The organism is Actinoplanes sp. NBC_00393, assembly GCF_036053395.1.
Lineage (GTDB): Bacteria > Actinomycetota > Actinomycetes > Mycobacteriales > Micromonosporaceae > Actinoplanes.
Map to the genome: position 1 here is coordinate 11,018,443 of NZ_CP107942.1, position 12,824 is coordinate 11,031,266.

General features: G+C 72.6%; 15 protein-coding genes. 7 read left to right on the plus strand and 8 right to left on the minus strand.

The window, feature by feature from the left end; translation table 11 throughout:
- Together OHA21_RS50940 and OHA21_RS50945 are read right to left on the minus strand one after the other, a co-directional pair.
- Positions 1 to 741: an ABC transporter ATP-binding protein gene (locus OHA21_RS50940; RefSeq protein ID WP_328468127.1), complete on the minus strand. Its 741-nt coding sequence runs from the start codon at positions 739 to 741 to the stop codon at positions 1 to 3.
- 71 nt (positions 742 to 812) lie between these two features.
- The gene (locus OHA21_RS50945; RefSeq protein ID WP_328468129.1) at positions 813 to 2,045 is read right to left on the minus strand and encodes a glycosyltransferase; all 1,233 of its coding nucleotides are present in this window, start codon (positions 2,043 to 2,045) and stop codon (positions 813 to 815) included.
- Between the two features lie 18 nt (positions 2,046 to 2,063).
- Here OHA21_RS50945 and OHA21_RS50950 point away from each other — a divergent pair, with 18 nt between their 5' ends.
- A complete protein-coding gene (locus OHA21_RS50950) occupies positions 2,064 to 2,537 on the plus strand; it encodes a MarR family winged helix-turn-helix transcriptional regulator (protein WP_328468131.1) in 474 nt (157 codons plus the stop codon).
- On the opposite strand, the gene OHA21_RS50955 is transcribed toward OHA21_RS50950, so the two are convergent.
- A complete protein-coding gene (locus tag OHA21_RS50955) occupies positions 2,524 to 2,901 on the minus strand; it encodes a YccF domain-containing protein (protein ID WP_328479055.1) in 378 nt (125 codons plus the stop codon). The genes OHA21_RS50950 and OHA21_RS50955 overlap by 14 nt on opposite strands.
- A gap of 4 nt (positions 2,902 to 2,905) precedes the next feature.
- The gene (locus tag OHA21_RS50960) at positions 2,906 to 3,328 is read right to left on the minus strand and encodes a hypothetical protein (RefSeq protein WP_328468133.1); all 423 of its coding nucleotides are present in this window, start codon (positions 3,326 to 3,328) and stop codon (positions 2,906 to 2,908) included.
- 151 nt (positions 3,329 to 3,479) lie between these two features.
- Between OHA21_RS50960 and OHA21_RS50965 the strand changes: the two genes are divergently transcribed.
- Positions 3,480 to 5,108: a SulP family inorganic anion transporter gene (locus tag OHA21_RS50965; protein ID WP_328468135.1), complete on the plus strand. Its 1,629-nt coding sequence runs from the start codon at positions 3,480 to 3,482 to the stop codon at positions 5,106 to 5,108.
- A gap of 12 nt (positions 5,109 to 5,120) precedes the next feature.
- Positions 5,121 to 6,014 (plus strand): DUF6910 family protein, encoded by an 894-nt coding sequence (locus tag OHA21_RS50970; protein WP_328468137.1) that lies wholly within the window; start codon positions 5,121 to 5,123, stop codon positions 6,012 to 6,014.
- On the opposite strand, the gene OHA21_RS50975 is transcribed toward OHA21_RS50970, so the two are convergent.
- Positions 5,995 to 6,690, minus strand: a complete 696-nt coding sequence (locus tag OHA21_RS50975; RefSeq protein ID WP_328468139.1) for a carbonic anhydrase — start codon at positions 6,688 to 6,690, stop codon at positions 5,995 to 5,997. The two genes, OHA21_RS50970 and OHA21_RS50975, sit on opposite strands and share 20 nt — an antisense overlap.
- Before the next feature lie 175 nt (positions 6,691 to 6,865).
- On the opposite strand from OHA21_RS50975, the gene OHA21_RS50980 reads away from it, so the two are divergent.
- Genes OHA21_RS50980 through OHA21_RS50990 form a run of 3 tightly spaced genes read left to right on the plus strand, consistent with a single transcriptional unit; the run spans position 6,866 to position 9,524 of the window.
- On the plus strand, positions 6,866 to 7,954 hold the full coding sequence (locus OHA21_RS50980; RefSeq protein ID WP_328468141.1) for a Gfo/Idh/MocA family protein: 1,089 nt from the start codon (positions 6,866 to 6,868) through the stop codon (positions 7,952 to 7,954).
- Complete coding sequence (locus OHA21_RS50985; protein WP_328468143.1) at positions 7,951 to 8,847, plus strand: PmoA family protein; 897 nt, start codon at positions 7,951 to 7,953, stop codon at positions 8,845 to 8,847. The genes OHA21_RS50980 and OHA21_RS50985 overlap by 4 nt, the downstream gene beginning before the upstream one ends.
- Entirely contained in the window at positions 8,844 to 9,524 is a 681-nt protein-coding gene (locus tag OHA21_RS50990; RefSeq protein ID WP_328468145.1) for a cupin domain-containing protein, read from the plus strand. Before OHA21_RS50985 ends, OHA21_RS50990 begins: the two co-directional genes overlap by 4 nt.
- Here the strand turns inward: OHA21_RS50990 and OHA21_RS50995 are convergent.
- From OHA21_RS50995 to OHA21_RS51005, 3 genes are read right to left on the minus strand one after another with little or no spacing between them, the layout of a single operon-like run.
- Positions 9,493 to 10,587: a carboxylate-amine ligase gene (locus OHA21_RS50995; protein WP_328468147.1), complete on the minus strand. Its 1,095-nt coding sequence runs from the start codon at positions 10,585 to 10,587 to the stop codon at positions 9,493 to 9,495. The two genes, OHA21_RS50990 and OHA21_RS50995, sit on opposite strands and share 32 nt — an antisense overlap.
- Positions 10,584 to 11,531 (minus strand): class I SAM-dependent methyltransferase, encoded by a 948-nt coding sequence (locus tag OHA21_RS51000; RefSeq protein ID WP_328468149.1) that lies wholly within the window; start codon positions 11,529 to 11,531, stop codon positions 10,584 to 10,586. The genes OHA21_RS50995 and OHA21_RS51000 overlap by 4 nt, the downstream gene beginning before the upstream one ends.
- The gene (locus OHA21_RS51005; RefSeq protein WP_328468151.1) at positions 11,528 to 12,520 is read right to left on the minus strand and encodes an iron-containing redox enzyme family protein; all 993 of its coding nucleotides are present in this window, start codon (positions 12,518 to 12,520) and stop codon (positions 11,528 to 11,530) included. The genes OHA21_RS51000 and OHA21_RS51005 overlap by 4 nt, the downstream gene beginning before the upstream one ends.
- Positions 12,521 to 12,595: 75 nt before the next feature.
- Between OHA21_RS51005 and OHA21_RS51010 the strand changes: the two genes are divergently transcribed.
- A complete protein-coding gene (locus OHA21_RS51010; RefSeq protein ID WP_328468153.1) occupies positions 12,596 to 12,820 on the plus strand; it encodes a CDGSH iron-sulfur domain-containing protein in 225 nt (74 codons plus the stop codon).
- Positions 12,821 to 12,824: the final 4 nt, after the last annotated feature.

A 12,824-nucleotide genomic window follows, 5' to 3' on the forward strand; every position in this document is an offset into this window, starting at 1 on the left:
TCAGCGCTCCCAGGCCGCGAGCCGCTCGGCGACCGCGTGCGTGTCCGCGCCGGTCAGCCGGTCGACCACTCGTCCGTCGCGGAGGAAGACCACCGCGTCGGCGCGGGCTGCCGCGCCCGGATCGTGGGTCACCATCACGATGCTCTGGCCGGCGTCGGCCATGGCACGGAGCAGATCCAGCACGGTACGCGCGGCCGTGGAATCCAGCGCGCCGGTCGGTTCGTCGGCGAAGAGGACCTCCGGCCGGGTCACCATGGCCCGGGCGATCGCGACCCGCTGCTGCTGCCCGCCGGAGAGCTCCCGCGGCCGGTGCCGGACCCGGTCGGCGAGTCCCACCGAGGCGAGCACCGCGCGCACCTCGGAACGGCGTGGCCCACGGCCGGCCAGGCGCAGCGGCAGGGCCACGTTCTGTTCGGCGGTCAGCGATCCGATCAGGTTGAAGCTCTGGAAGACGAAGCCGATCCGGGTCCGCCGCAGGTCGGTGAGCTGCTGGTCGCCGGCGGCGGTGATGTCGGTGCCGGCCACCACGATCCGGCCGGAGTCGGCCCGTTCCAGTCCGGCCGCGAGGTGCAGCAACGTGGACTTGCCCGAGCCGGACGGGCCCATCACCGCGGTCCAGGCGCCACGCGGCAGGTCCAGGTGGACGTCGTCGACCGCGCGGATCGCTGCGGCGCCGCGCCCGTAGGTACGGGTCACCCCGCTCAGCGAGACCGCGGTGCTGGTTTCCACTGTCGTCGTCATGGGTTCGACGCTAGGGACGAATCAGCTGGTAAGCGCTGATGCCTGCACCCCGGTTGGAGGGGGAGAAAACCCTACCGCCCGAGGATCGCCGCGGCCGCGTTGCCGGGACCGTCGATGTCGGCGTAGATCTTGCGGATCTCCTCGGCGGCCTGGCGGTAACGGTCGCCGGCGAGCAACTCCTGCGCCCTCGCGGTGAGATGCCGGCCGCCCGCGTCGCGCGGCCGCACCTCGAGCCCGGCGCCGCGGCGTTGCACCAGGGCGATGTTGAGCCGCTGTTCGAGCTGGAGCGGGATGCCGAGCAGCGGGACGCCGGCGGCCATCGCGGTCTGCACACTGCCCTGCCCGCCGGTGGTCACCGCCAGATCCACCCAGGGCATCACCAGGTGGCTGGGCAGCACCCCGCCGACCAGCACCCGGTCGCCGGCCAGGTCGGCGAGGTCGTGGACGGTGCTGGCGACCAGGATGCGGGCGCCGAGCGGGCGCAGGGCGCCGACCGTCGCGCGGACCAGGGCGGGGGAGCTGGAGGAGAGGGTCACGTAGACGATCGGGCCGGGCCGCGCCAGGAACTGCTCGACTCGGTCGGGGAGCGGGATCGGCAGGTGGGCGAAGAGCGGGCCGGTGACCCGCAGCCGGGTCTCCGGGCGGTAGCCGCGGCCGGGCCGCCACCCCTCGATCCGCTCGGCGGGCCGGCCGAGCACGTCCGGCGCCTCGGTGACCAGGGTGAGGTCGCCCTGCAGCAGGGCGGCGGTGCTGGGCAGCCCGGGCACGCCCAGCTTGGCGGCGACCCGGTTGAAGCCGGCGCAGTAGAACTTCACCCGGCTCAGCAGGGCGCCGGTGAGCCGGACGGCCGGCGGGAGAGGGCGGCTCCCGAAGACCGGTGGCACCCAGCTGGCCGAGTGCTCGGTGACCAGGCGCACCCCGGCGAGCCGGCTGGACAGCGTGGCGGTCAGGGAGAACCCGGTGATGACGGTGTCGATGCCGTGCCGGGTGAAGTAATCGGCCTCTGCGGTGACGTACGCCCGCAGCTCCTCGTCGCTGTAGGCGCTCTGCCCGACCGGCCCGCTGCTCGGCTGCTCGCGCAGGAAGCGTGCGCAGCGCGCGTCGTCCATCCGCGGCCCGATCAGGTCGTAGTCGATGCCGGCCGCGCGCAGCGCGGTCTCGAAGGTGCCGCCGTAGGTGGCGACGCGCGGGGTGACGCCGCGTGCCTGCAGGGCCCGGTAGATCTCGATCATCCGGGAGACCTGGGACAGGTAGGCGCAGTGCGGCAGGAGGCAGATCGAGTTAGGTAATATATTGCGGACCATACGTGTAATATATTGCGGATGTCGGACCTGGAAAAGACCCTCTTCGATCTCGGCGAGAATTCCCAGCTCACGCCGTCGGTGCGGGCCTTCCGGGCCAGCCTGGTGCTGGCGCAGCGGCTGCGCTATCTGATGGACGACCGGCTGCGCGCCGACGGTCTGACCACCCAGCAGGCCGCGCTGCTCACGGTGGTCCGGGCGCTGGAGAGGCCGGCCCTGTCCGAGGCGGCCGCGGCGCTCGGCACCTCACATCAGAACGCGGCCCAGCTGGTCGCCGCGCTGGAACGCAAGGGCATGCTGCGCACCGAGCCGGATCCGGCCGACAAACGCCGCCGCCTCCTCGCCGCGACCGCGGAGGGCGCACGGTACTGGACCGAGCGGGACGCGGGCGACGAGGAGGCGGTGGCGGCCTGGTTCGCGGCGCTCACCCCGGACGAGGTGGCGGTCTTCGCCGGGCTGGCCGAGCGGGTCCTGGCCGGGCTCAGGGCAGCGTGACGATCTCCCGGCCCAGCGGCCAGAGCGCGGCCGGGACCAGCTTGAAGTTCGCGATGCCGAACGGGATGCCGATGATCGTCACGCACTGGGCGATCCCGGCCAGGATGTGGACCAGGGCGATCCACCAGCCGGCCAGCACCAGCCACAGGATGTTGGCGATGCCGGAGGCGATGTGGACGCCCGGGCGGCTCTCGATGGTCCGGCCGAACGGCCAGATCGCATAGACCGCCAGCCGCAGCGAGGCGACGCCGAACGGGATCGTCACGATCAGGATGAAGCAGATCAGCGCGGCGATCCCGTACGCGAGACCGAGCGTCCAGCCGAAGAAGATGAACCAGAGGACGTTGAGAATGAGGCGTAACACCATCTCAGGGTGACGTACGTGCGCCAGTGTTCAGATCGTTGGCCTCCGGCGTCGGCGCCACGCTGTTCAGATCCGGCGCCACGTGGGCGCGCCCGGTCACCTTGGCATCCGGGTCGGAGAGCTGCCAGGCGGTGAGCCCGCGCTGCACGGCCAGTGCCGTCGCCGCCCCGGCCGCCCCGGCGAGCAGGATGGCGCCGATCAGGATCGAGCGCCTGCGCCGCCGCGACGGCGGAGGCCCGTAGCGCAGCACTGTCCAGGCGCCACCGCCGCGGCGGGCGCCCTCCGCACCGATGACCACGGCTTGCCGGCCCACCCGGGTGCCCAGTGCCGAGAGGTTACGGCCCGAATACCGCCCGGCCGACACCACGGCGTCCCGCGTTTTGATGACGGCGACCTTCGGATCGATTTCGTACCTTGCTCGGGACATGATCCTCCACCACCCCTGAAATCGGTTCCGCCCAGCCTCTGCCATCCCGGCCGGCGTGGCCTCACCCGCGCAGGATGAGCTTCCCGAGCGCGCCCGGGAGTCATCTGGCCGGGATGAGGCCGCCTGACCCGGGCGTTCGCACACTGACCCGATGCCGTCGATCCGCAAGGACCTCGTCGCCGGGCTGCCCGGGGCGATCAGTGGCGTCCCGGACGGGATGGCCGCGAGCGTGCTGGCCGGAGTGAACCCGGTGCACGGCCTGTACGCGAGCATGGCCGGGCCGATCGGCGGCGGTCTCACCTCGAGCACCCGGCTCATGGTCATCACGACCACCAGTGCGGCCGCTCTGGCGGCCGGCTCGGCGCTGGCCGGGGTGCCCGAGGCGGACCGGCCCCGGGCGATGTTCCTGCTGACCGTGATCGCCGGGCTGCTCATGGTCCTGGCCGGGATCGCCCGGCTGGGGCGGTACACGCGGTTCGTGCCGCACTCGGTCATGATCGGGTTCCTGTCCGGGGTGGCCGCCAACATCGTCTTCGGTCAGCTGCCGGACCTGGTCGGCGCCGAGGTGAGCGGGCCGTTCGCGCTGGCCAAGGCGGTGGACCTGATCCGGCACCCGGACCTGATCGAGCCGGCCGCCGCGCTGGCCGGGTTCGCCGCCCTCGCGCTGCTCGTGGCGTTGCACCGCACCCGCGCCGCGGCCTACTCGGCGCTGATCGCCCTGATCGTGCCCAGTCTCGCGGTCGCCCTGCTGGACGCCGACGGGGTGCCGCGCGTCCGCGACATCGGCGCCATCCCGACCGGCCTGCCCACCCCGGCCCTGCCACGTCTGGAGGACTTCTCGTTCAGCCTGTTCACCGGCGCGTTCGCGGTCGCCGCCGTGGTCCTGGTGCAGGGCGCCGGGGTCAGCGAGTCGGCGCCGAACCCGGACCGCACCCGCTCGGACGCGAACCGCGACTTCATCGCCCAGGGCATCGGCAACCTGCTCGCCGGGCTGTTCCGCGGGCAGCCGGTCGGCGGCTCGGTCGGCCGGACCGCCCTGAACGTCTCGGCCGGCGCGGTGGGCCGGTGGGCCGCCGTCTTCTCCGGCATCTGGATGGGCCTGATCCTGCTGCTCTTCGCCGACCTGGTCGGGACCGTGGTGATGTCGACGCTGGCCGCGGTGCTCGTCTACGCGGCGATCGGGTCTCTGCGTCCCGGCGAGGTGCGGGCCATCCTGCGTACCGGGCGGATCTCCCAGATCGCGATGATCTCGACGTTCGTGGCGACGCTGTTCCTGCCGGTCGCCGCGGCCGTCGGGCTGGGCCTGATCCTGTCCCTGCTGATGCAGCTCAACCAGGAGGCGCTCGACCTGCGGGTGGTCGAGTTGGTCCCGCACGAGGGCGGCGGCTTCGTCGAGCGCCCGGCCGGCCGCCGGCTGGAGTCGAACCGGGTCACGCTGCTCGACGTCTACGGCAGCCTGTTCTACGCGGGCGCCCGCACCCTGCAGTCGCGGCTGCCCGATCCGGTGCAGGCGGAACGACCCGTCGTGGTGCTCCGGCTCCGCGGCCGGGTGATGCTGGGCGCCACCGCGTTCGCGGTCTTCGCCGACTACGCGGAACGCCTGCTCGACGCCGGTGGCCGGCTCTATCTCAGCGGCGTCGATCCGGCCATGGTGCAGCAGATCCGGCGCAACCGTACGGTCGAACGGGTGGACGGCGTGCAGATCTTCGAGGCCGGCGAGGTGGTCGGCGAATCGAGCCTGAAGGCGTACCACGCGGCCCGCCAGTGGCTCGATTCCTGACAGGGTGGACCCATGCGGGTGGAAGTGGCGAGCAGCGCGTCCCTGACCTTCGACGACGGCACGCCGGTGCGGGCGGCCTCGGCGGTCGCGCCGTTCGGCGACGGCTGGCTGGTGGTGCAGGACGACGCCACCCATGCGGCCTGGCTGCGGCCCGGCACGACGACTCCGGTGCGGGTGGTCGATCCGGTCGGCGGGCACGAGGTGTTCAGCTCGGCCGACGGGACGAAGCAACTGAAGCCGGACTTCGAGGCGGCCTGCCCGACGCCGGCCGGGGTGCTGCTGCTCGGTTCCGGTTCGTCGCCGGCACGGATGCGGGCCTCGCTGGTAACCCCTGAATCCGGTTTCGTGGTGGCGGATCTGACTCCGGCGTACCTCGCGGTTGCCCGTGCCCTGAGCCTGCGCCCGGACCAGCTCAACCTGGAGGGCGCGTGCCTGGTCGGCGACCGGCTGCGCTGGTTCCAGCGCGCCAACCTGGCGGCCGGCGTGCCCACCGCGAGCGTCGATGTGGATCTCGCGGCGTTGCTCGCCGTGGTCCGCGGCGACGGCCGCGCCGATCAGATGAAACCCGATGACGTACGCGGATACGACCTCGGCGTAATCGACGGCGTGGCCCTGGCCGTCACCGACGCGGTCGCGCTGCCCGACGGCCGGATCCTGGTCAGCGCCGCCGCCGAGGACACCCCGAACGCGGTCGACGACGGCCCGGTGGTGGGCGCGGCGATCGCCCTGCTCGACGACGCCCGGGTCCTCGCCGTCGCCGAACTCCCCGCCGCCGACAAGATCGAGGGCCTGGCCGTCCGCGACGTCACCACCGGCGGCGTCGAGCTGCTCGCCGTGGTCGACGCGGACGACCCGCTGATCCCGTCCCGCCGCCTGGACCTGCGGGTCAGGTGGGAATCACGGTGACCACGCCGGTCTCCAGGTCGTAGCGGGCGCCGACGATCGCGGTCTCGCCGTGCTCGACCTTCTCCCGGATGATCTCGCTCTGTGCGATCAGGGCTTCGGCCTGGGCGCGGATGTTGGCGCGGACCGCCAGCTCGACGCCGTCCGGCGCGTTCACGTACGGCGTGACGATCGGGCGCAGCGCGTCCACGATCGCCTGGATGTGGCCGGGCGCGGTGGTGCCGGTGCGGATCGCCTCGAGGGTGGCGGAGACGGCGCCGCAGCGTTCGTGCCCGAGGACGACCAGCAGTGGGGGCACGAACTCCTCCACCGCGTACTCGATGCTGCCGAGCAGGATGTCGTCGACCAGGTTGCCGGCCACCCGGTTGTCGAACAGGTCGCCGATGCCCTGGTCGAAGAGCAGCTCGGGGGCCACCCGCGAGTCGGCGCAGCCGAGGATGACCGCGAACGGGTCCTGGCCGGCGGCCACCTCGCGGATCCGCTCCGGGCTCTGCCGGGGATGGTGGGCGTGGCCGGCGACGAATCTGCGGTTGCCCCTCAGCAGGGCCTGCACCGCGGCCCAGGGCGTCTCGGGCCGCTGCTCGGCCGCTGCGGCCGGGGTGGCGCTGAGGGCGATTGAACCGGCCACGGCTCCGCCCGCGGCGAACAGGGCGCGGCGGCGTAGCGAGGACTCCAGCATCGGATCTCCAACCATCGACTGATGGCGAAATCCTTCTCCTCCGCGCGTGGCCCGCCCAGGCATCTATCGCGATCGAGACAGTCGGCCTCGGTTGAATCGTTCTATTGACCGGGTGGCCCACGGCTTGCAGAATGCGGGAAAGCGCTTTCCTGTCGCTACGCGGAGGGATGGACGGATGAGGCCGGATTCCCGACATCGCGCGGCCGTCGTCGGCACCGGCGCGATCGCCGCGGCGCACGCTCAGGCGATCCGGGAACACCCCGATCGGGTACGCCTGACCGCAGTCGTGGACCTCGACCAGGAGCGGGCCCGGACCTTCGCCGAGGCCTGGTCGGCGCCCGCCGTCGCACCGGACCTGACCGCCCTGCTGGCCGCCGGCGACGTCGACCTCGTGCACCTGTGCACCCCGCCCGCGACCCACGCGCCGCTGGCCCGGCAGTGCCTGGAGGCCGGCGTGCACGTCCTGGTCGAGAAGCCGCCCACGCTCTCGCTGGCCGAGCTGGACGAGCTCGCCGACGTCTCGCGGGCCACCGGTGCGTACGTCGCCACGGTCTTCCAGCACCGGTTCGGCGCCGGGGCGGTGCGGTTGCGGGCGATGACCGCGGCCGGCGAGCTCGGCCGGCCGCTGCTGGCCACCTGCGAGACCCAGTGGTACCGCGACGCCGCCTACTTCGAGGTGCCGTGGCGCGGCCGGTGGGAGACCGAGGGCGGTGGGCCGACCATGGGACACGGCATCCACCAGTTCGACCTGCTGCTCTCCGTGCTCGGCCGGTGGGAACAGGTCACCGCGGTCGCCGCCCGCCGCAGCCGCCGGGTGGACACCGAGGACGTGTCGATGGCCCTGGTCACCTTCGCGGACGGCACGGTCGCCTCGGTGGTCAACTCGGTGGTCTCGCCCCGGCAGACGTCCCGGCTGCGGTTCGACTTCGAGCTTGCCACCGTCGAGCTGGACCACCTCTACGGCTACACCGACGCGGACTGGACCGTCACCCCGGCGCCCGGCCACACGGTCCGCTGGCCGGTGGGGGCCGGGTCGAGCGGCCACGGCGGCCAGCTCGCCGCGGTCCTCGACGCCCTCGACTCCGGCAGCGCGCCGCCGGTCACCCTCGACGAGACGAGACGGACCATGGAGTTCATCGCCGCCGTCTACGCCTCGGCGTTCAGCGGCGCACCGGTTCGCGCCGGCGAGATCGGCCCGGACAGCCCGTTCGCCCGCCGGATGAACGGGACCGGCGCGCCCTGGGAAGCGGTCCGGGCCCGATGAGAGCAGACCATGCGCTGGGCCGGTCGGTCACGGTCTCCGAGGGGGACGTGCAGCTCTGCACGTACGTCTACCGCCCGCAGACCCCACAGCTGGAGTCCCCGAAGCCGTACCTGCACCCGATCCGGACCCTGGCCGGCGACCTCGTCTCGCTGTACCGCCCGCACGACCATGTCTGGCACAAGGGCATCGCCTGGTCGTTGCCGTACGTGGGCGAGCACAACTTCTGGGGCGGGCCGACCTATGTGCACGGCCATTCCTATGTGCAGAAGGAGAACAACGGCAGCGCCACCCACCGCCGGATGACCGACCTGTCCGTCTCCGGTGACGCGGTCACCCTGGCGCACGAGCTGGACTGGACCTCGCAACAGGGCGCCCCGGTGCTCACCGAAGAGCGCTCGCTCACCGCACGGGTCATCGACGACACGAGCTGGGTGCTGGTCTTCGCGACCCGGATGACGAACGTGTCCGGCGGGGTCCTCGACTTCGGTTCGCCGACCACCAAGGGCCGGGCGAACGCCGGGTACGGCGGGCTGTTCTGGCGCGGGCCGCGCTCGTTCACCGGCGGGGTCGTCCAGTCGCCGGACGGCACCGGCGCCGACGACCTGCGCGGCAAGCGGGCCGAGTGGTTCGCGTTCCGCGGGCGCCACGACGGGACCGGCGGCGCGTCGACTGTCGTGATGATCGACGACACCGCGAACCCGCAGCACCCGCCGCAGTGGTTCACCCGCAGCGAGGAGTTCGCCTGTCTCAACCCGGCGCCGTTCTTCAGTGCGGAACTCGCGTTGGACGCGCACGCGAGTCTGGCTTTCCGGTATGCGGTCGTGATCGCCTCCGGTGATCATGGCGAGCTCGGTACGCGTACCCTCGCTGATCTTGGAAGAAGTGTGTTGTGAGCTTTCCCGGTGGCACCTCGGTGACCAGGCTGACGGTCTATCCGGACGGCGGCGGAACGCCGCACGTCCATCTGGCCTCGACCGAGGCCTACGTGGTCATCGGCGGGCGCGGTGAACTGCACACCCTGGACGTCTCCGGCGAGCACCGGACGCCGCTCGCGGAGGGTTCCACCGTCTGGTTCCGGCCGGGCACCATCCACCGCGCGGTCAACCACGGTGAGCTGCGCGTCGTCGTGGTGATGTCGAACGCCGGGCTGCCCGAGGCCGGGGACGCGGTCATGACGTTTCCGCCGGAGGTGCTCGCCGACCCGGAGCGCTACCGGGAAGCGGTCGCGCTGCCCGCGCCGCAGCGCCGTGACCTCGCGGTCGAGGGCTTCCGGAGGCTGACGGGCGATCCGCGGCTGCTCGACGAGTTCTACGACCAGGCGGTGGCGCTGGTCCGCCCCGCGGTCGCCGGGTGGCGCGAGCTCTGGCACACCACGGTCGAGGCCGAGACCCGGCGCACGGCCGCGGTGCTCACGGCCCTGAGCGGCGGCGACGGCCGGCATCTGCGAGAAACCGCGCTGTACGGGTCAGCGCAGAGCGACACCGACCGTCCCGGGATGTGCGGGCGGCTGCGTACGCATGACGTGCTGCGTCCGGAGGTCATCCGCGGGTCCGGTGAGCCAGCTCGGTGAGCACGCCTGGGAGGGAGCCGGTGCGGGCGAACAGCTCACGCTGACGTCGTGCGCCGGTGCCCTCGGCACGCAGCCGGTCCAGCGCGGTTTCGACGGCGTCGAGGTCGCCCTGTTGTGCCAGCGCCGGGGTGACGGCCGTGAGCAGGTTGCCGACCAGTTCCCAGGCCGGGCGCGGACGCAGCGCGACCGGGTCGAGCAGGGTGCCGTCGAGTCCCGAGTGGGCCGCGTTCCAGCTCGCCGCCCGCAGGACCGTGCCGGGCACGTCCGGGGCGGGCAGGCCGGCGGCCAGGTCGGCCAGGGCGGTGGCGACCAGCGCCCGGACCAGGCCGGTCAGCAGAACGGTGTCCTCGGCGGTCAGGCAGACGTCGGTGACACGTACCTCCACGGTCGGGTACGTGGACGACGGGCGGCAGTGCCACAGGACCAGGCTCTCGTCGAGCATCGCCCCCGAGCCGACCAGCAGGCCGACCATCTGATCGAAGTCCTCCTTGCCGGCGAACCGGGGCGGCGGTCCCAGCGTCGGCCACCGCTCCAGCTGCATCGACCGCCAGCTCGCGTGGCCGGTGTCGGCGCCCGCGGCGAACGGCGAGTTGACGCTCAGCGCCTGCACGACCGGAAGCCAGACGCGCAGGTGGTTGCCCACCTGGATGGCGGTCTCCCGGTCCGGGACGCCGACGTGGATGTGGCAGCCGCAGACCGCGGGATCGGCCACGATCGGTCCGTAATGGGCGGCGATGGCCCGGTAGCGCGGATTGTCGCTGACCGTCAGCCGCGGTTCGCCGACCGGGGTGGCGCCGGCCGCGACCAGGCGGCAACCCGCCTCCTCGGCTGCCTCGGCGGCGGCCCGCCGATGCCGGCCGAGGTGCTCGCCGACCTCGGCCAGCGTGGTGCAGACCGGCGTGACCATCTCGATCATGCTGTGCCGGAACTCGGCCCGGCTGTGCTCACGCAGGTGCGCGGGCAGAGCGCCGAGCACGGCGGGCCCGGCCGGTACGTTCTCACCGGTGACCGGGTCGAGGAGCAGGAACTCCTCCTCGACACCGACGGTCAGGGGCGTGGTCACCGGGCCGGCCGGGTGGCGGTCAGCACCACCACGGCGATCCGCTCGGCGTGGGCGTACGCCGGCCCGTCCAGTTCCTCGTCGTAGACGTCCGGATCGACCTCCCGGTACCACCAGGTCAGATCGGTTCCGGCCAGGCATTCGGCGGCGGCCTCGCGCAGCGGGTCCCGGCCCTCGACGATGCCGGTGCCGCTGAACAGCACCAGCGAACCGCCCGGCGCCAGCCGCTGCCCGGCCGCCCCGAGGATCGCGCAGGACAGCTCGAAGCCCTGCGAACCGCCGTGCCGGTACGCCCGCCCGGCCGGATCGATCATGAAGGGCGGGTTGGAGATGATCAGGTCGAAGTCGCCGTCGACGCCGGACAGCAGGTCGCTGTGGCACGGCCGTACGCCGGTCGTCCCGGCCAGCGCGGTGTTGACCCGGGCGTACCGCAGTGCCTGCGGGTTGATGTCGACGGCGAGCACCTCGGCGCCCGGCGCCCGCTTGGCGACCGTGATCGCACCGGCGCCGGTGCCGCAGCCGATGTCCACCGCCCGGCGGATCGGCCGCTCCCGGGACTCGACGTGCGCCGCGGCCGCATCCGCCATCCGGTAGGTGTCCGGGCCGAAGAAGACCGAGTCCTCGGCGGCGGTCGGGAAGGCCGAATGCACGAACAGCTCGCCGTCGTAGCTGGAGAACCGCACCCGGCTGCGCCACACGTCACCGTCGCGGTCCAGCACACCGGCCTCGTCCAGCAGCGTCACGATCCGCTCCGGCAGCACGCCCGGCCCGAACGGGCGGCTCCAGCCCAGCACGTCGCGCAGATTGCGGGCCCGGGCGTTGCCGGGCCGCCGGTTGACCCGCTCGTGGGTGGCCGGAGTGACCGTGGTGAACGCGTAGCCGGCCTCCTTCAGCTCACGGCCGAGTTCGATCAGGACGGCTTCGGTGGTGGTCTGGTCGACGGTCATGCGGCGAGGCTCCCCACGGTCGGCTCGGTGTACAGCGACGACCGGCCACTCGACCAGGCGTCCAGCAGGCCCTGCGCCCACCGGGCGTCCAGGGCGAGCGCGCACCGGGCGCCGAACAGCACGTCGCCGGCGAGATGCGGCTCGGCGCGGGCGAACGACCCGGCCAGGTCGTGGGCGGCGATCTGCTCGTGCACCGCGTCGGCCTCCACGTGCTCGTCGTAGAACGCCGTCGCGTCGGCGTCACCGCCGAGCCGGCGCAGGCCGTTGCCGTACGAGCGGTTGGGCTGCGTGGAGGTCATCTCGTAGGCGGCGAGGTGGCCGATGATCGCGCCGCGGCGGCTGCGGTGCAGGCCGAACAGCGACATCAGGTTGTTCGTGGCGAGAGTGGCCGCGCCGACCGAATCCACGTACGCGCCGTAGGTCAGATCCAGGTCGAACCACCGCATGGTCTGCTTGAACAGCTCCTGGTGCATGCGGTCGGTGACGCCGTTGCCGTACTCGTCGAGCTGGATCTCGATGAGCGCGGCCTTCGCGTCGCCGCCCAGCCGGGGGATCGCCCAGGTGTGCGGATCCGCCTCCCGCAGGTGGTAGACGGACCGGTGCATGACGAACTCCCGGAACTGCTGGTGACTGGCCCGGCCGCGCAGGTAGCCGGAGAGCGACGGCCCGTCATCATCGTCGGCGATCTCCCGCAGCCGGGCCGGCACCGTCTCCAGGTCGACCGGCTCCGGCGGGCCGGCCAGCTCGTGCAACATGGCCTCGAAGTGCCGTTCCGCGGCAGCGCGCAGGCGCAGCACCCCGGGATCCCACTCCCAGTCGTCGTCCACCCCGTCCCACCCGCGGTAGGCGAGCTCGTAGCAGACGAACAGGGTCAGGTGCAGGTCCTCGTCATCCACCGTGACCAGGCGCGACGGCAGAACGCGGCTCTTCCCGCTGAGGACGTCGATCAACGCGGCCGACACCGGCCCCCGGGCAGCAGGCAGCTTCATGGCGCACTGGCTTCCCGGATCGCGGGTCCGCAAACGATCTGTTTCCGAGCCGTGATCGGGGGAACTGGGACGGCCGTGACCGCATCCATCGTTCCGTACGAGGACGGCCCGCTGATCGTGCGGGGCGACTTCGAGCTGCACACACCCGACGGCGAACCGATCGACCCCGGCCGCGGCACGATCGCGCTGTGCCGGTGCGGCCGCTCCGCCATCAAGCCGTTCTGTGACGGTACCCACAAGGCGGTCCGCTTCCAGGCGCCCAGCGGCCGCCAGACGCCGAGCCCGCGGGGTAAGGACTGATCGT

Bases quoted from the DNA above. Each gene is read 5' to 3' on its own strand.
- OHA21_RS50945 (WP_328468129.1), bottom strand. From the start codon at position 2,045: ATGGTCCGCAATATATTACCTAACTCGATCTGCCTCCTGCCGCACTGC.
- OHA21_RS50965 (WP_328468135.1), top strand. From the start codon at position 3,480: ATGCCGTCGATCCGCAAGGACCTCGTCGCCGGGCTGCCCGGGGCGATC.
- OHA21_RS50960 (WP_328468133.1), bottom strand. From the start codon at position 3,328: ATGTCCCGAGCAAGGTACGAAATCGATCCGAAGGTCGCCGTCATCAAA.
- OHA21_RS50940 (WP_328468127.1), bottom strand. From the start codon at position 741: ATGACGACGACAGTGGAAACCAGCACCGCGGTCTCGCTGAGCGGGGTG.
- OHA21_RS51005 (WP_328468151.1), bottom strand. From the start codon at position 12,520: ATGAAGCTGCCTGCTGCCCGGGGGCCGGTGTCGGCCGCGTTGATCGAC.
- OHA21_RS50950 (WP_328468131.1), top strand. From the start codon at position 2,064: ATGTCGGACCTGGAAAAGACCCTCTTCGATCTCGGCGAGAATTCCCAG.
- OHA21_RS50985 (WP_328468143.1), top strand. From the start codon at position 7,951: ATGAGAGCAGACCATGCGCTGGGCCGGTCGGTCACGGTCTCCGAGGGG.
- OHA21_RS50975 (WP_328468139.1), bottom strand. From the start codon at position 6,690: ATGCTGGAGTCCTCGCTACGCCGCCGCGCCCTGTTCGCCGCGGGCGGA.
- OHA21_RS50970 (WP_328468137.1), top strand. From the start codon at position 5,121: ATGCGGGTGGAAGTGGCGAGCAGCGCGTCCCTGACCTTCGACGACGGC.
- OHA21_RS50980 (WP_328468141.1), top strand. From the start codon at position 6,866: ATGAGGCCGGATTCCCGACATCGCGCGGCCGTCGTCGGCACCGGCGCG.
- OHA21_RS51000 (WP_328468149.1), bottom strand. From the start codon at position 11,531: ATGACCGTCGACCAGACCACCACCGAAGCCGTCCTGATCGAACTCGGC.